This is a genomic window from Acinetobacter sp. EKM10A, assembly GCF_011075215.1.
Taxonomy (GTDB): Bacteria; Pseudomonadota; Gammaproteobacteria; order Pseudomonadales; family Moraxellaceae; genus Acinetobacter; species Acinetobacter baumannii.
Genome location: NZ_JAALLK010000006.1, coordinates 14,125 through 31,567, shown reverse-complemented (window position 1 = coordinate 31,567; position 17,443 = coordinate 14,125). Strand labels below are relative to the sequence as shown.

Genomic DNA, 17,443 nt, shown 5'->3' with positions numbered 1-17,443 from the left:
TTTAGCTGACCTTGATTAATTTGAGGACTGAGGTAACTCAGTGACAAGTCGTAAAGAAACCGACAACTCATCCAGCTGGAAATGTGGTCGCAAGAAAACCACAGATTTGTAGTGACCTGGTTGAGCAGGATCTTCTACAACTTTTACAGACGCTTCACGTAACGGGTATTGAGCTTTTGCTTCTTGAGAAGCACCATCGTCAAGTAAGACATACTGTGACAACCACTCATTTAAGAATGCTTCAACATTTCCAGCAGAAGCAAAGCTACCCACTTTATCTCGCATCATTGCTTTTAAGTAATGTGCAATACGTGAAACAGCCATGATGTACTGAATCTGACTTGATAAAGCCGAGTTTGCATTGGCTGTATCATTGTCATATTTTTTAGGTTTTTGAGTTGATTGCGCACCAAAGAAAGCTGCGTAATCTGTATTTTTACAATGTACTAACGGAATGAAGCCTAGATCGCTTAACTCTTTTTCACGGCGATCCGTAATTGCAATTTCAGTTGGACACTTGAATACCACTTCGCCATCTTGTGTTTTAAAAGTATGTACTGGCAAGCCTTCAACTAAACCACCACCTTCAACACCGCGAATAGCAGCACACCAACCATGCATATCAAATGCATTTGTTAAGCGAGTACCAAAAGCATAAGCTGCATTCATCCACAAATATTCATTGTGGTTTTCACCAGAAACATCTTCAATAAAATTAAAGCCTTCTGTCGCAGTACCTTCTTTTGGATGATATGGGAGACGACCCAAGACATGAGGTAAAGTCAATGCAACATAACGTGAGTCTTCACTATCACGGAACGAACGCCATTGAACATATTCAGCGGTTTCAAAGATTTTTGAAACATCTCTAGGACGATCAATATCTGTAAATGATTCAAGGCCTAAAATGCTCGGACTAGCAGCTGAAATAAATGGTGCATGTGCTGCCGCTGCAACATGAGAGATTTGCTCAAGCAAATACATATCAGATGGAGTACGATCAAACTCAAAATCACCAATTAATGCTGAGTATGGTGCACCACCAAAAGAGCCGTATTCTTCTTCGTAGATTTTCTTAAACAAAGTGCTTTGATCAAAGTCTGTAGCACCTTGGAAATCTTTTACCAACTCTTTCTTAGTCGTATTGAGCATACGAATTTTAATGAGCGGATTTGAAGGCGTTTCCTGACAAAAGTAATAAAGACCACGCCAAGTTGACTCAATTTTTTGGAATTGTTCATTGTGCATGATCTGACTTAACTGCTTTGAAATCAGAGCATCAATTTCTGCAATACGCTTATCAATTGATAAAGTCATATTTTCAGAAACAGTAATGGTCCCTGCCATTACTTCTTTAGCAAGCTCACCAATTAAGCTTTTAGCACGAGAATGTTCTTCTTCATTTCGTGCAATACGACTTTGTTCAACAATCGAATCTAAAAGATTAACTTCTTCATTTTCAACAAGTGGCATTGCTGCTGATTGAGTATTATTCATGATCGGCCTCCGCACTTAATTTACGGATTTGATCAGTATTTTTAAGAACCTCATCAAGCAGATCTTCTAAACGCTCACTGTTTGAAATTTTGTTTCTTAAATCGGTTAAACGCTCACGCGCCTCAACCAATTTCTTTAATGGATCAACTTGCTGTACAACATTTTCCGGGCGAAAATCTTCCATTGACTTAAACGTTAAATCAACAGCCATTTTACCGCCTTCTTCTGTCAACGTATTGTCTACTTGAAAAGCAGCTCTTGGAGACAGAGATTCCATTACTTCATCAATATTATCTAAATCGACATTAATGAATTTTTTATCTTTTAATTTTGTACGCTCAAGCTCAGATGCAGCTGAAAAATCACCCATTACACCTACAACGAATGGTAGTTCTTTCGCTTCTTTCGCATCACCAATTTCGACATCATATGTAAGCTGAACACGTGGAGGTCGAATTCGCTGAAGCTTCTTTTGTACGCTTTCTCTCTTAGCCATAAGATTCTATTCCGGATTATTTAATTAAAGGGTCAAAAGGCGAACTTTTTGATTTATTGACAGTGGCTGCAGGTGCAGTTTTAGGTTTTACTGCGGTGGCCTTTGCTGGACTTACTACTCGTTTATTTGACGTTCTAGAAGCACTCACTTTATTACGCGTTGCGTACTGTTTTTTATAACTTCTTTTTTCATTATCAGTAGAACTGCTTTCCGAGTTGTTAGTTTTGAAACTCGATGGATCAGGAGCCGGCATTGCAGTATGAATATTTTCAACTAACTGCTTTGCAGGAGGATATGTTATATCATTCGTTAAATATCGCATTTCCTGATTACGCATTTGTTGCAATGAATTATTTGCAATGCTCACACCAGATAAAAATAAGACATCTGTGATTAATGAACCGCGTATATTTTGACTTTGCAATTGACTTGCTAAATTCAATGCTTTAACTGGTTGATTGGTTTGATAAAACCGCATAGCAGCTTTAGCTAATAAATCATTTTTTTGAGTTGTATTATCACTATCACAAACTTGTTTAAAAATATTCAATAGCTCAGGGTCATTTTGGCCTTCTGCTAGAGGGTTCTTCTTAATACAACTTTTTTTTAAGTTTTACAGGCTCTAGTTCTGCTGCTTGAGCATATGATAGACCGATAATGTTTCCAGTCAAAAAAAGTATCAAAATACTTCGTTTCAACACAACTTTCATTCCTCTGTTTTCTTATTTATTCAAGGCTTTACCGAAAAGTTAATATTTTTAGAATATTAAAAAATCAGTATAAAAACCTTATATTCAAAAAATTTAGTCGCAGTTTAACATATAAATAAACATATTTTATATAAAAAACATATTAACTTAAACTAAAAGCCAATAGTTAAGATGCCTATAAAATATAGCTTATTAAAGTTTTTCTTATAAAAAAATAATATTGTTAATTTTTGTAAATAAAAATAAATTATTGATTTTTATTATTTTATTTGAAAATTAAACTAAATTAAAAATTGATTTAAATATCATAAGATTAGGCATTATGAAACATTTCCTTAAGAATATTTAATTATAAAGGGCATCTAAGTTAATCCTATTTGATTAGTATCGATACAGCCCACTTTACAAAAAGACTGGCTCTACATAAAGTCCATAAAATTGTCAAGACTAATCTGTCTACCTATCATATTTTTTTAAAATTAATTTAATGCTTCCTTAGCACTAAAAACATACTTTCCCTACATAACCATAACTTTTCTATATTTTTTGCTTAAACATGGCTTTAGATAAAAATTACAAGTAATTATTTTTGGTTCTTGTAATGACTCAGACCAAGAGAAGTTTATTCAACCTAAATTTTATTTTCTCAAAAATTGTAGTTCTTAACTTTATAGCTCATATGAATTACCAATTTTTTTCAAAGAAATTAATACTACCCACCAGTATCCAAAATATCTGGCTATTTTGGCTGATATAGATACCCTCATAGCTATAAAAAAAGCAATATTTTTAATCTGCGAATTAATCATGACTTGAATAACAAATAGATTGGTTCATTTATGCTGCTTTATACAAAAAGTACATTGTTGGCAATGATTAGCGGCAGCTTGAGCGCTAATATAAATCAAATCAATTCATCGATTGATTGCATAGGTTAAAATTGTTAGAAGAGAATATGGTCTGAAATATTAATCGATAAATTTTATTTAGTACTGTCTGTACATCACAATTCCACTATTAACATACTTTTTTAATTGCAGCTTTGCTCTGCTTACTTTCACTCATTCCCGTTTTAAAGGAGAAAACCCATGTCTAAACAAATGGATCAGGCCATTCAAAGTGTCATTGACTTACATGTTTTGATCGAAAATGTTTTTACAGGTCAAAATGCAGAACAAAGTCTCACACCACTTTTAAACAGTTTTGATCAAAATTTTAAGATGGTTACGGTTCAAGGTCAGAGTATTGGTTTAGCCGAAGTTAAGAACTTATTTAGTCAAAATATTGGAAAAAAGCCCTCTTTAAAAATCACTATTCTTAAAAGCACAGCCTTATACGAATTTGAAAATTACTGTTGGGTGCAATATCAGGAACATCAGCAAACTGATGAAACCGAAACAGTACGGACTTCCACAGCCTGCATCAAAGTAGAAGAAGAAAAATGTTATTGGGTTTATTTGCATGAAACTTTAGTTCCCTCATCTTCTTAACTCATCTAGAGCACCTTAAAGATGGCACTTATTTTGCTTAACAATATTACGTTTTATGAAAATCGTAATACTGATCAAAATGGGGAGCTCTCGATATGGGTTATGTTGCAAAGGAATTTACGCAAAAGAACAAGCTGATTCTCAGTATTTGTTCTTTCGTGATTCCAATATGTCTTTGGTGCGCAATCAGTTACTTACCTTTTGTTTGGCATCCTCAAGTACAAATCACAAGTTCAGGCAGTGTTCCTTACTTACAAGTAGGAAGTCGCGTTGATAAAAATGTGTTCTATCTCGAAGCACAAAATGCAGTCAATCGAGATTCTGCACCACCACAAGGTATTTTGGTCAATCCGATTTATTTACCCGCTCCCCATGAAGTCGCTAAGGCTTTGGTCACCGCATTTACCACACCACCTGAACAACCTGATTCGCCGTGGTTTCATCAAAGTTTATGGCACAGTATTAAACTGGTATTTTCAGCCTTTTTTATCTCTTCGCTTATCGGGATTCCACTGGGTATTTTGTGTGGTTTTTCTAAGCGGATATCCCTGTTAACAGAACCGTTTGTCGAGTTTTTCCGTTACTTACCTGCACCTGCATTTGGTGCGCTTGCAGTGGCAATTTTAGGGATTAATGACGCACCTAAAATTGCCATTATTGTGATCGGCACTCTTTTTCAGCAAATTCTCATTATTGCCAATACCACTCGAATGGTTGATCGAAGCTTGATTGAAGCTGGCTATACGCTTGGCACCAATAAGCTCAAAAGTTTATTTCATGTGGTGATTCCTGCTGCCTTACCTGATATTTACCGTGATTTACGTGTGCTATTGGGCTGGGCTTGGACATATTTAATTGTTTCAGAGTTGATTGGTACGACCTCGGGTATTACATGGTTTATCACCCAACAGGCACGCTATCAAAACTTTGACAACGTCTATGCGGCCATTTTGATTATTGGGGTGATTGGGCTGGTCTGTGATTGGGTATTAATGAAGTTAGGTGAGCGGATGTTCACTTGGAAAGTAGGAGCAAAATAATGAACGATTCAACATTTAACGCACATGAATACTTTCAAAAAATTTATGAACGTCCTGTGATTTTAGAAGCCAAACAACTGAGCCAAGTTTTTAAACATGGTCAAACTGAACGTACTGTTTTAAATAAGCTCGATTTAAAAATTCATAAAAGAGAATTTATTTGTGTGATTGGCCCTTCTGGCTGCGGTAAATCGACACTAAGCCGTGTTATTGCAGGTTTAGACCCATACCATAGCGGAGAAGTTTTAGTAGACGGCGAATGCATTACAGGCCCATGTCCTGAACGCGGCATGGTGTTTCAGGGCTATACCCTTTTTCCGTGGAAAACTGTAAAAGAAAACGTAATGTTTGGTCCGCAAATGCGCGGCGCCAGTCAAATGACAGCCGAAGCTCAAGCACGCGAATGGATCAATATTATTGGTTTAGAAAAATATGAAAATCAGTATCCACACCAACTTTCTGGTGGCATGAAACAGCGCGTTGCGATTGCTAGAGCTTTAGTTAATCAACCTAAAATTTTACTTATGGATGAACCTTTTGGTGCGCTCGACCCACATACTCGCCAAAAAATGCAAAAGCACTTAATGGATTTATGGCAAAACATTGATATCACCATTATTTTTGTGACCCATGACATGGATGAAGCCATTTTGCTGGCAGACCGAATTGTGGCACTCAAAGCCAACCCGGGTGAAATTAAGGAAATTATTGAAGTTAATTTGCCGCGTCCACGCTCACTCGAATTAATGAGCACACCTGAGTTTAAACAGCTCCGTTCACGAGTTGATTATCTGGTACATGCTGAAGAAGATGAGCTTGACCCAGCTTTACAAGACTTACCCAAAATACCGCGTATGACTCAGGTCAGTACAGAAAAATAAGAAACACATAAAAAAGCCCAAGTTCAACTTGGGCTTTTTGCTTTATGGAGCTTATTTGAGTTGTTCTATGAGTGTCGGATAAATCAGCCCATCTACATTTTGTTCGGTTTTATAAATCCCATTTTCGACGTTAAATTTATTGACGTGATAGCTAGAGCCATAAATCGAGTCAAAGCCTTGAGATTTAGCAAATACTTTTTTATTGGCATTGATATCTAATAAATGTGTACCGCTCACCATCAACTCGTATTGTTTTGGGTCGACGCCTGAACGGTTTGCCATGATTTTAACTGCGTCGGCATGGGTTGCAGGGTCATTAATATATTTAACTGTTTTGTCCCACACCTGAATAACTTTTTTCCATTCCTCTTGATGAGCTGTTAAATGACTCATGTTTACTGTTAAGGTGTCGTAAATTAAACCCGGCTTGTCTTTAGAGGTATAAATAATTTTAGAGCCTGCCACTGCTTTTAATGCCTGACCAGCAACAGGTTGCCAAACAGCAATCGCGGAAATATCTGGGCTATTAAACACTTGAGGTAATTGGTTCGTCGCTGAATTTACCAGCTTCACCTCATTCGCTTTAATGTTATGATCGGACAAAGCTGTTGCCAATAAAAGATGGTCAACCAAGCCTTTTTCGACACCGATTGATTTTCCCTTTAAGTCTTGAATGGTGTTAATACCCTCTTTTGCAATGATGACATCATTGCCCGCAGAATAATCCGTTGCCATGATCATCATGCCTTGCGTACCGCCAGAAGCAGTTATCAAGTTATCGCCATTGGTGACCAACACAGCATCGAGCTGATTTGCCGAAAAGGCCGAAAGCGACGCGGAATAATCAAACCACTTAAACTCTACCTTTAGCCCTGCTTCTTTTAACCAGCCTTTTTCAATAGCCACTTGCCAAGCCACCCAGCCCGGCCAATCACTATATCCGATGGTAATTGGTTTTGTATTTGCGGCTGCCTGAGCGTCTTGTTTAGCCTCGGGCACTTTAGCCGTATTGTCACATCCACCCAATACAACTGCCGATAAAATAGATACGGATAACAACGCTTTTTTAATCATATAGAAACTTCCCCAACATTTTTACTAACGACACTTTGAGCGGTTTGATTGAGTGACTGTATATAAGCTCGCCAGCCTCCAAAATGGCTAATATCGGTTGCATCTTGAATGGCATACGCTTCGCAAATAAAGCCTTTAACCCATGTACCATCTTTTAGTTTCAGGTTCCCAATACCAAGTGGTGCAGGTACTTCGGCCACAATGGCACCAAAATTTGCTAAAGGAACATCCCACACTTCAACTTCAATAGATGTACCTGCTGCATCGCATTGCAGCCCTGGTTTTGGTGGCGTGGTATTTTTTAAAGCAAAGAGTTTATAAGCATCTGCCGTCTGAGTTTTCTTGAGCAAAGTGGCATTACGACTAGTGAGCTGAAAATTAAGGGGCATGCCTGTTAAATGTGCTCCCACAACGGCAAGCTGTACTGAATGATTCGACTTAATCTCTAGACTTTGTTGATAATGTTGAGTTGATTTACCCAAGCTCAGTGATGTTTCGGCTTGCCAAAGCTGCGCAAAATTGGCCAGTGCCTGATCGTGCCAAGCTGGCGCAATAAAGGTTACGCCACTTGGTAGGCCGTCTTCACGAAGTATATTAGGTAAAGCTAAAGCCGAAAGATCGGCAAAATTGACAAAGTTGGTATAAGCCCCCATGTGCGCGTTTTTAGTAAATGGGTCGGCTTCAACTTCGACAATGGTGTAAATAGTTGGTGCTGTCGGAACCATCAATGCATCAAAAGGTTGTAATGCCAAATTAATTTTTCGAGCCAGTACGGCACGGTTATATTCGGCTTGAAGTGCATCTGTTGCCTTGAATTTATCTGCCTGCGCAATAATTTGAGCAATGACTGGATGAGCCTTTTCACGTGTTGTCATGCGTTCAACGGCGACTGTTCTTTCTGCCACCCATGCATCGTTATACAGTGCGGCAGCAAGCTCATTAAACACACTGAAATCAATACTCTCAACGTCATAGCCCAGTTTTTTAACACGCTCGACTGCAACTAAAAAGGCTTTTTCAGATTCAATATCACCATAAAATTCAAGTTGAGCTGGAATGGCAATTTTTCGTTTAGAAAACTGAGTCGGTACATTGGCTGGATGTACTCGTGAATATTCATCTGTTTCATCGTATCCCTGCATCAAACTGGCAACTGTCCAAGCATCATCAACATGCAGCGCAAAAATAGAAATGACATCAATGGTCCGACATGCAGGGATTAAACCTGTGGTAGAAAACCAGCCCTTTGTCGGCTTAAGGCCCACAATATTGTTATGGCCTGCAGGAACACGACCTGAACCCGCCGTGTCTGTCCCTAAACTAAAAGGCACAATACCGTTGGCGACCACTACCGAAGAACCAGAGCTTGAACCACCGCTGATATATTCGGGGTTAAAACTATTTTTTACTGCGCCATAGGGCGAGCGAACACCAACCAGTCCAGTTGCAAACTGATCAAGGTTAGTTTTACCCACCACAATCGCCCCAGCTTTTTTTAGCTTGGCAACTACGGCAGCATCTTGTGTCGCTAAATATTGAATCTCTTTACAGGCAGCAGTAGTGTGAAAGCCAGCGACATCAATGTTGTCTTTAACTGCAAATGGCACACCATATAGAGGTAAGTCAGCAATATTCTGGTCTTTTAAAATATCAATTTGCGATTGAATCTGCTCGTTCGATGCAATTTCAATCCATGCATGATCATCATTTTTAATTTCTGCCACATAGCCAATCAGATCCTTAAGATGGATTTGCCCGTTTTGATATGCTGTTTTCCAGTCTTGAATGGTCCATAAATTTTTCAACACCCTACTCCTCATTTAGTCATTTTGCTGTATAGGCGGCATGACGGCATCCATCAGTTCTAGATGTCCTTTGATTACCCCTTTCAGCACAATAAATTGCTGGCTAATTTGTCTAAGCTCAGAACTCGCGCCCTGCATTAACATGACTTGCAATATCTTTTGTTGGTCGAGCTGAATATGAAGTGAACTAATTACCTGTGCTAAAAACTGTTGTTGTAAATCGACCAATTGATTGCGTAAGGTCATTTGGCTAGCGTCATAAAGTAGCGTCAGGGTGCCCACCATGACTTCATTGGCCTGTTCTTGCTCTGCAATCAGGTGTTTATTAATCATGTCGACAATGGCTTGCGAGCGACTTTCATAGTTCTGCTCGACAATTTTTTGATCGAGTGCATTAAGTGTCGTTTCAGGTACGGTAATACTGATTCGAGCAAGCTTTTGTTTTGCCACAGTCTTATCCTTTTGTTTTAGGCGGCTGATTGTTTTGCTTGATATAGACGCCTGCGCGTACGCTAAGCAACTGGACTAAAAAGGCTTTTAAAGTTTGCTTTGGTTGAACCACGGGTTTTACATCGTTCATATCACACCTCTAGCTTGGTATTACCAAATTCAGTTTTTGTATTACTGATAAGAGATGCAGAAAATGTGCCAGTTTTTAAGGGTGGTTTTGATAGGTGTGGCAGAAATTTGTGAGTGATTTTTGGGCAAAAAAAAGCCCCATGCACAGGGATGGAGCTAATATTCATATTTTTAAAAAAGTTAATTTTTCATCTTATGACTGATTAATCATTGTATGTGCCCATACCGATAAAGACTCTAAAACAGGTTTAAAAGATTGGCCTAATTCGGTCATTTCATAAACCACTTTAATCGGTGCTTTTTCACCATAAACGGTTCGAGATATTAAGCCACTTTGCTCTAATTGTTTAAGTTGAAGGCTTAAGGTCATTTCTGTGATTGTTGGCATTAATTGATTGATTTCATTAAAGCGTTTTGGCCCATCTTTTAGATAATACAAAATAACGCCTTTCCATTTTCCACCCACCAAGTCCATAGCCATACTGATATGACATGGATACGTTTTTCCATTCATGGTGATTTCACATTTATTTTCAGTATTTGCCATTTTTAACGCCACCTATCAACTTTGATAGTTATTGTACACCCATACTATAAAAATTATAGTGACTATTATTTTTATAGTTTAAAGGCACTCTCATGGCTTTACTGATTTTAGCTCATCCCTACTACGCTCAATCAATTGCAAATAAAACGATTGTGAATGAACTCGTAAAAACCTATCCGGACCTTGAAGTGCGAGATATTTTCCAGCTTTATCCGGACTATAAAATTGACGTCAGCGCTGAACAAGAAGCGTTGTTACGCCACGACACTATCATTCTGCAATATCCAATGTTCTGGTTTAATATGCCCGCAATTTTGAAGCTATGGTTTGATGAAGTTTTTACTTATCAGTTTGCTTATGGCTCTCAGGGCGACAAATTAAAAGATAAAAAAGTCATTATTAGTATGACGGTCGGGCAAAAAGAAGCGAACATGGTGAACGACCAAGAAAACTTAATCGATAGCTTTTTAAAATCAGTTCAACATTCAATTCAATATACGCACATGCAGTTAAGCGGCACATTTTTGCTTTATGACGTATCGCCTTTATCGGGTAACCCAGAGTCGAAAATTAAATTAGAAGCTGTTGAACATGGCCATAAAGTATTAAAACATTTGACCGAAGCATAATAAAAAAGAAAGCATCAATATCGATGCTCTCTTTTGGTTTAAGCGACTGGTGCCAAAGTAAATAGCACTTGTCCTGTTTTTACGGTTTGCCCTTTTTCAATGGTAATGGTTTCTACTTTCATGCGTTCCGGCGCAATAATCGGAATTTCAATTTTCATTGCTTCAATTACTGCAAGGGTTGCACCTTCTTCAACAATATCTCCTGATGCACATTCAATTTTCCAGATTGAACCCGGCATGTGTGATTCGACTGCACAGCCTCCTTCAGGAATAACCACGGTTTCACCTTCATCAACAGCATCTAGGCTTTCAGAAATATATTCTTGCAAACCTGCTTCGTGCCAACGGCGGCGCTCAGCCTCAAAGTTAGCTTGTTGCATGTCTTTAAAGGCTTGAATGCTGTCTTGATGTGTTTTTAAAAACTCGTTGTATTCTTTTAAGTTAAGCACACCATCTTCAATACGAAGTTGTAGACGCCCCGCCTTAAAGTCTTCACGCATTTGCAGAAGTTCAGTCTCAGAAACTTCATAAAACTTAACTTGGTCAAAAAAGCGCAGTAACCACGGTTTGCCATCTTCGAAGTCGGCATTTTTACGGTAACGGCTCCACATTTGGGTCGTGCGACCAACAAATTGATAGCCGCCCGGCCCTTCCATACCGTAGACACACATATAGGCACCGCCGATACCCACGGCATTTTCTGGTGTCCAAGTTCGCGCAGGGTTATATTTTGTGGTGACTAAACGTTGGCGTGGATCGAGTGGCGTTGCAACGGGTGCACCTAAATACACATCGCCTAAACCCATCACCAAATAGTTTGCACTATAGACCACATCTTTAACCGCTTGCTTTGAAGCTAAGCCATTAATACGGCGTATAAACTCGACGTTATCTGGGCACCATGGCGCATCTGGACGAACAATTTGTGTGTAGCGTTCGGTAGCAAGTTGAGTTTGTGAATCTTCCCAAGCCAAAGGCAAATAGACAGTCCGTGAAGGCACCTGCATATTTTGAATATCGGGTAATTCGGCTTCTGCCTGTTGAAGTTTCTGTAAAAGCTCAAGTTGATCGAGCTGGATTGAATCAAAATGAATTTGTAGTGAACGAATACCTGGTGTTAAGTCAATAATACCCTGAATGTTTTGATCTTTGACCCATTGCATGAGTGCATGAATACGAAAACGTAAATTTAGGTCGAGTACTAACTCGCCATATTCCACCAACAAATAGCTATTTCCTGCTGGTCGATAGGTCACGCTTGGTAAGTCAGCTTCACCGTCTAAAGTAGCTAAAACGGCATCTTTTAAAGTGTCTGGTTCTGCTTGAATAGGTGGATTAAAATCGATCAGCGTTATATCAGTCGCGGTTAAACTTTGATGATATTTTTGATCGAGTGCTTTTGCTTGCGCATAACTTACGGGTACAAATTTGACCTTATCGCCTGCTTTTAGCTGCCCGATTTTCCAAAGCTCGGAATGAATGACTACCGCAGGACAAACAAAGCCGCCTAAGCTTGGACCATCTGGACCCAAAATAATTGGCATATCGCCAGTAAAATCAATTGCGCCAATCGCATAAGCGTTGTCGTGAATATTGGAAGGATGTAAGCCTGCCTCACCGCCATCTTCACGTGCCCACTCTGGTTTTGGGCCAATTAAACGAATGCCTGTCCGGCTTGAGTTGTAGTGAATTTCAAACTCATTGGCAAAGAAGGTATCAATATCTTGTTTGGTAAAAAAATCTGGTGCGCCATGTGGGCCATACATGACGGCAATTTCCCAGTTTTGGGTAAAGCTAGGAATTTGCGCTTGAGCTAAAGCTGTAGTCGATTGAGCGGAATATTCAGTAATCGGCAGCATATCACCAATTAATAAATTACGGCCTGCGTGCCCACCAAACTGCCCCAAAGTAAAAGTCGCCTGTGACCCTAAATAGTCAGGAACCTCAAAGCCACCTTTCACGCCTATATAGCTACGGCAACCTGAACGGATAATCCCACATTTTAAAATCTGGCCTTTTTTCACATTTATGGTTTGCCACATCGGCACAAGTTCGCCATCAAGTTTTGAAGGCATGTCACCGCCCGTAATCACAATTTGGCTGTCGCAGTGAAACTTTAAAGTTGGCCCTTGCAAGGTACATTCAAGCCCTGCGGTATTTGGCTCATTGGCTAAAAGCTGGTTTGCCACAGTTAAACTGAGTGGATCGATGGCACCTGATGGTGACACCCCAACATCCCAATAACCTAGTCGGCCTGTTACGTCTTGAATGGCAGTTTGAATGCCAGCCTGCAACACCTCAATTTTCTGAGTTTTCCATTCAAACGTATTTAAAAATCGAGTGGTTTGAGTACCTAAAGCAAACACATTGCAAGCAATAATGTTTTGCAAATATTCCAGATTGGTTTCAATGCCTGCGACTTGCGTGTTGGCAAGACTAGCGCTCATTGCCTGTATGGCTTGGTCCCGTGTTGCAGCAGTTACAATAATTTTGGCAATCATTGGGTCATAAAAAGACGACACCGTTGAACCTGTTTCAACCCATGTTTCGACTCGTGCTTGCGGGTCAAATTTAACGTGTGTAAGCAGGCCTGCACTCGGCTGGAACTGTTTAATCGGATCTTCGGCATAAAGACGAACTTGAATAGAATGCCCTGTTGGCTCTAACTTTTCTGTGGGTACTGACCAGTCACCGCTTGCCAAAGTAACCATCCATTCAACTAAGTCGACACCAAACACTTGCTCGGTCACGCCGTGTTCAACTTGCAAACGCGTGTTGACCTCTAAGAAATAAAATTCTTGCGTTTCGGTGTCCATGACAAACTCAACCGTGCCTGCTGAACGGTAGTTCACCGACTGCATGAGTTGAACCGCAACTTTTTGAAGGTGGTCGCGTTGCTGTTCATTCAAGTGTGGTGCGGGTGTTTCTTCAATGACTTTCTGATTACGGCGTTGCACCGAGCAATCACGCTCACCCAACGCTAAAACTTGCCCTTTCCCATCACCAAAAATTTGTACTTCGATGTGACGTGCATGTTGTACAAATTTTTCTAAATATAAACCTGCATCTTTAAAATTGACCTGCGCTAAATAAGATACGGTTTGGTAGGCATCTTTTAATTCAGTTTCATTCCAGACCAGACGCATACCAATACCACCACCGCCCGCGGTACTTTTCAGCATGACTGGATAGCCAATACGGGCAGCTTCGGTCAAAGCCTCGGCCTCATCGGAAAGTAATGAGCTACCCGGAAGTAAAGGCACATTGCTTTTAATAGCGAGTTCACGTGCAGTATGTTTTAAACCAAAATCCAGCATTTGGCTTGAAGTTGGCCCAATAAAGGCAATTCCTTGGCTTTCGCACAAATCACAAAACTCGGCATTTTCAGACAAAAAACCATAACCGGGGTGAATGGCTTCTGCTCCCGAATGTTTTGCTACTTCAAGGATCTTTTCAATATTTAAATAACTTTGATGGGCAGGTGCCGGACCAATCAAGAAAGCTTCATCGGCCAAAGTCACATGTAACGAGTCACGGTCGGCTTCGGAGTAAACTGCAACCGAAGCGATTCCGAGTTTTTTTAGGGTGCGAATTACGCGACAGGCAATTGCACCGCGGTTAGCAATCAGAACTTTTTTAAACATGCTTAAACCCCTTCCGCTTCACGGACAACCAGTTGAATTTTGGTTGGGTTATAGGCATTACATGGGTTATTGAGCTGCGGACAATTTGAAATTAAAACAATCAAATCCATTTCCGCCCGAACTTCGACGTATTTCCCCGGCCCTGAAATTCCATCATCAAATTTAAGCTGGCCGTCTGGCGTTACTGGCACATTCATAAAAAAGTTAATGTTTGGGCCGATGTGACGGACATTTAAGCCATGCTTTTTTGCAATCGGGTGTTTTGCCAAGGCATACATAAAGTTATTACGGCAACTATGCATTGGGTAGGTTTCATGTGCATAGCGAACTGTATTACTTTCACATGAGCAAGCACCGCCAATGGTGTCATGGCGCCCGCAGTTATCATCATGAATGACGGCAATTGGACGGCCCAAATTACTGTAGAGCTTGGTGCCCTTTTCTAAATAGATTTGTTGGTTAATAGCCAAAGTATCCATTGCGCTATAACGCTCAGTCGGGTTTTCTGCACTCATAAATAAAGTATCGACTGCTTGGTTTCCCTCAAGGTCAATAATTCGAAAATATTGGCCCTTTTTAACCTCACACATCCACGCTTCGCCAGCAGGACAAACTTCATTTAAAACTGCTTTTTCAAATGATTGTAAAACTGTCATGATGCTTCTCCTGATTTAAATATTGCTAAGTGCGTAGTAGCGGGCTGTGTTTTGAAACGCGCGCTGATTTTGCGAACATGCATCACGACAAATATCGCTGTCTGTTAGAGAATGGGCTTTAAATAAACTGAGTTGAATATCGGCAGGTTGATAGCTTGGGCTAGTGTCTAAACCATGCGGCGCAGCAGATAAAAATAATAGGCAGTCCATTTCAAAACGCAGTTCAATGCATTGATTGGTGTTATCAGAACTGACATAAGACAAAGCACCGTTTTCATCTGGTGCAACTTTAGAAAATAGGTTAACCGTGGCACTCAGGTCTTGAGTGGCAAGCCCGTATTTACACATTTCAATGAGTAAGCTGTCTAAGCCGTTTTGGTACATATCATTGCGGGCATCTTGAAATGTACGTATCCCAAATTGCCTTTCAATTTGTTCTGGTCGGCTTGGGCCACAAAGTGCATCATTCCAACCATGATCATCACGAACAATGGAAGCCATGACTCGGCCAAGGTCCGAGTACAATACGTTGGAAGCTTTTAAATAGGCAGTGTGTTGCCCTTTTAAACTGTCGGGCATGTTGAAACGTTCAAGCACATCGGCAGCATTTACACAAAACAAAGAAACATTTGCCTGAGCGCCAAGCGAAGTAAATCTAAGAATAGTTCCCTTTTGAATACGACCCGACCAGTGATGTCCTCCGGGTAAAAGTTCGGTCCAAATCGCCTGATTGTTATGATAACTTGCAGTGTTCATAGCCACTCCTGTCGGATAGTTTTAGACTTCCTCCCGGGCTTTTATCCCTCCGTGTAGTTCGCTCGGAACCGTGAACTCTCGGTCCAGACATACTGTAAGTATCGGAACCCTAGATCACTTTTGATTGTTAAAGACTATGCAAAGGACATGCCAGTTTAGTATTACGATTTTGGTGAAAAGTAATACTTAATTTGAGCAAATTGGGTGCGCTTTAGAATGGAAAATAAAAAGCTGCACTAAAAATTGTGCATCTTGAAAATAAAAAAAGCCCCTTTTATTAAGAGGCTCTAGAGTGAAATTATAAGGCTGAGATTTTTAAGGAAGCAGAATCACCTTACGGCAGTCCTCTTCTCTTTCATTAAAAATGCGATAACCTTCTGCGGCGTCTTCTAATTTCATTCGGTGGGTAATAATCGTTTCAGGTGTTAATTCGCCACACTCAATCAATTCTAAGAGTTGTGGCAAATATTGATGTACATGAGTTTGGCCCATTTTAAAAGTTAAGCCTTTATCAAAAGCATCACCAAATAAGAAACCATGAATTGGACCTGCATATACGCCCGGTACACTCACCACACCACCACGGCGAACCGCGGCTATACATTGACGAAGTGCTGCGCCACTTGAACCTTCAAGTTTTAAATTGGTCAGGACTGTTTCAATAACACTGCCTTTTGCCTCAAAACCAATCGCATCAATCACCGCATCGACACCGCGGTAATTGTCCGTATTTTGAATAATAAATTCGGCTGCATCGACTTGATCAAAATTAACCGGAATAGCGTCATAAGTTGCCGCCGCATAGTTCAATCGATATTCATTGTGATCGACCATAAATATTTTTTCAGCCCCAAGCATCTTGGCACAAGCAGCACTTAATAGCCCGACTGGACCAGCACCATAAATTGCGACTGTTGAACCACGCGTCACTTGGGCATTATTCACTGCCTGCCAAGCCGTAGGTAAAATATCGGTCAAGAAAAGTACTTTTTCATCTGACAGTGAGCCGGGTACTTTAAAAGGTCCTTTATTGGCTTTTGGCACGCGAACATATTCTGCTTGCCCGCCCAGTACACCGCCGTAAAGATGACTATAGCCAAATAAAGCTGCACCTGGTGGAATCTGTTTTTTATTGATAATCGCGCCGCGCCCTGTATTGGTGGTCTCACATGCAGCAGTCAGGTCGAGTTGGCAAAAGAAACATTCACCACACGCAATCACAAATGGCACAATCACACGGTCGCCCTTTTTGACTGCGGTGACGGCTGGACCGACCTCTTCAACAATGCCCATAAACTCATGCCCAAAGATATCGCCATGTTCAGTCTTTGGGATTTTGCCTCGATATAAATGTAAGTCGGAACCACATATCGCTGTGGCAGTCACACGTAAAATAATGTCATCTGGTTCTTGAATAATCGGGTCTGCAACCGTTTCTACTCGAACGTCTTCTGCACCGTGGTAAGTAAGAGCGCGCATTTGTTATTCCTCTATTTCCTATAATTGTCATTTGATTATGAGGAGGCTTTCTTTACGGTTTGCAACGATTGTTATTTTTCACGTAAGGCATATTGCTCAAATGCAAATGAATTAAGACTCCACTCCTAACAAAAAACGTGCAATATAGAGATGAAATCAC

The 17,443-nt window shown here is 40.2% G+C and carries 15 protein-coding genes, 1 pseudogene and 1 riboswitch; of the genes and pseudogenes, 4 read left to right on the top strand and 12 right to left on the bottom strand.

Features of this window, described 5'->3' with window-relative positions; translation table 11 throughout:
* Positions 1-15: 15 nt before the first annotated feature.
* The 3 genes and pseudogenes from tssC to G9371_RS09570 all read right to left on the bottom strand — a co-directional run bounded on the left by tssC (position 16) and on the right by G9371_RS09570 (position 2,703).
* The gene (gene tssC, locus G9371_RS09580; RefSeq protein ID WP_001066523.1) at positions 16-1,497 is read right to left on the bottom strand and encodes a type VI secretion system contractile sheath large subunit; all 1,482 of its coding nucleotides are present in this window, start codon (positions 1,495-1,497) and stop codon (positions 16-18) included.
* Positions 1,490-1,993 carry a type VI secretion system contractile sheath small subunit gene (gene tssB / locus G9371_RS09575; protein ID WP_001119042.1) on the bottom strand — a complete coding sequence of 168 codons (504 nt, stop codon included), beginning with the start codon at positions 1,991-1,993 and terminating at the stop codon, positions 1,490-1,492. Before tssB ends, tssC begins: the two co-directional genes overlap by 8 nt.
* A 16-nt stretch (positions 1,994-2,009) precedes the next feature.
* Positions 2,010-2,703: pseudogene (locus G9371_RS09570) on the bottom strand (hypothetical protein).
* A gap of 1,088 nt (positions 2,704-3,791) precedes the next feature.
* Between G9371_RS09570 and G9371_RS09565 the strand changes: the two are divergent.
* The 3 genes from G9371_RS09565 to G9371_RS09555 all read left to right on the top strand — a co-directional run bounded on the left by G9371_RS09565 (position 3,792) and on the right by G9371_RS09555 (position 6,114).
* Positions 3,792-4,193 carry a hypothetical protein gene (locus tag G9371_RS09565; protein ID WP_029424216.1) on the top strand — a complete coding sequence of 134 codons (402 nt, stop codon included), beginning with the start codon at positions 3,792-3,794 and terminating at the stop codon, positions 4,191-4,193.
* Positions 4,194-4,288: 95 nt separating this feature from the next.
* Positions 4,289-5,233, top strand: coding sequence for an ABC transporter permease (locus tag G9371_RS09560; protein WP_000542522.1), 945 nt, complete (start codon positions 4,289-4,291; stop codon positions 5,231-5,233).
* Entirely contained in the window at positions 5,233-6,114 is an 882-nt protein-coding gene (locus tag G9371_RS09555) for an ABC transporter ATP-binding protein (protein ID WP_001000095.1), read from the top strand. The genes G9371_RS09560 and G9371_RS09555 overlap by 1 nt, the downstream gene beginning before the upstream one ends.
* A 51-nt stretch (positions 6,115-6,165) precedes the next feature.
* On the opposite strand, the gene G9371_RS09550 is transcribed toward G9371_RS09555, so the two are convergent.
* From G9371_RS09550 to G9371_RS09530, 5 genes are all read right to left on the bottom strand, one after another.
* A complete protein-coding gene (locus G9371_RS09550; RefSeq protein WP_029424217.1) occupies positions 6,166-7,188 on the bottom strand; it encodes an ABC transporter substrate-binding protein in 1,023 nt (340 codons plus the stop codon).
* The gene (gene atzF, locus G9371_RS09545; protein ID WP_057690502.1) at positions 7,185-8,996 is read right to left on the bottom strand and encodes an allophanate hydrolase; all 1,812 of its coding nucleotides are present in this window, start codon (positions 8,994-8,996) and stop codon (positions 7,185-7,187) included. Before atzF ends, G9371_RS09550 begins: the two co-directional genes overlap by 4 nt.
* 12 nt (positions 8,997-9,008) lie before the next feature.
* Positions 9,009-9,443, bottom strand: a complete 435-nt coding sequence (locus tag G9371_RS09540; protein WP_005111339.1) for a CopG family ribbon-helix-helix protein — start codon at positions 9,441-9,443, stop codon at positions 9,009-9,011.
* Between the two features lie 4 nt (positions 9,444-9,447).
* Positions 9,448-9,573 carry a hypothetical protein gene (locus G9371_RS09535; RefSeq protein ID WP_004747688.1) on the bottom strand — a complete coding sequence of 42 codons (126 nt, stop codon included), beginning with the start codon at positions 9,571-9,573 and terminating at the stop codon, positions 9,448-9,450.
* Positions 9,574-9,765: 192 nt separating this feature from the next.
* A complete protein-coding gene (locus G9371_RS09530) occupies positions 9,766-10,119 on the bottom strand; it encodes a winged helix-turn-helix transcriptional regulator (protein WP_000024061.1) in 354 nt (117 codons plus the stop codon).
* Positions 10,120-10,211: 92 nt separating this feature from the next.
* Between G9371_RS09530 and G9371_RS09525 the strand changes: the two genes are divergently transcribed.
* On the top strand, positions 10,212-10,748 hold the full coding sequence (locus tag G9371_RS09525; protein WP_029424219.1) for an NAD(P)H-dependent oxidoreductase: 537 nt from the start codon (positions 10,212-10,214) through the stop codon (positions 10,746-10,748).
* 38 nt (positions 10,749-10,786) lie between these two features.
* On the opposite strand, the gene uca is transcribed toward G9371_RS09525, so the two are convergent.
* From uca to G9371_RS09505, 4 genes are all read right to left on the bottom strand, one after another.
* Positions 10,787-14,392, bottom strand: a complete 3,606-nt coding sequence (gene uca, locus G9371_RS09520; protein WP_029424220.1) for an urea carboxylase — start codon at positions 14,390-14,392, stop codon at positions 10,787-10,789.
* 2 nt (positions 14,393-14,394) lie between these two features.
* Positions 14,395-15,048 carry an urea amidolyase associated protein UAAP2 gene (locus tag G9371_RS09515; RefSeq protein ID WP_000217385.1) on the bottom strand — a complete coding sequence of 218 codons (654 nt, stop codon included), beginning with the start codon at positions 15,046-15,048 and terminating at the stop codon, positions 14,395-14,397.
* A 15-nt stretch (positions 15,049-15,063) separates the two neighbouring features.
* A complete protein-coding gene (locus G9371_RS09510; protein WP_029424221.1) occupies positions 15,064-15,804 on the bottom strand; it encodes an urea amidolyase associated protein UAAP1 in 741 nt (246 codons plus the stop codon).
* Between the two features lie 28 nt (positions 15,805-15,832).
* Positions 15,833-15,928, bottom strand: a riboswitch (guanidine-I (ykkC/yxkD leader).
* Between the two features lie 191 nt (positions 15,929-16,119).
* Complete coding sequence (locus G9371_RS09505) at positions 16,120-17,283, bottom strand: zinc-dependent alcohol dehydrogenase (protein ID WP_029424222.1); 1,164 nt, start codon at positions 17,281-17,283, stop codon at positions 16,120-16,122.
* Positions 17,284-17,443 lie beyond the last annotated feature (160 nt).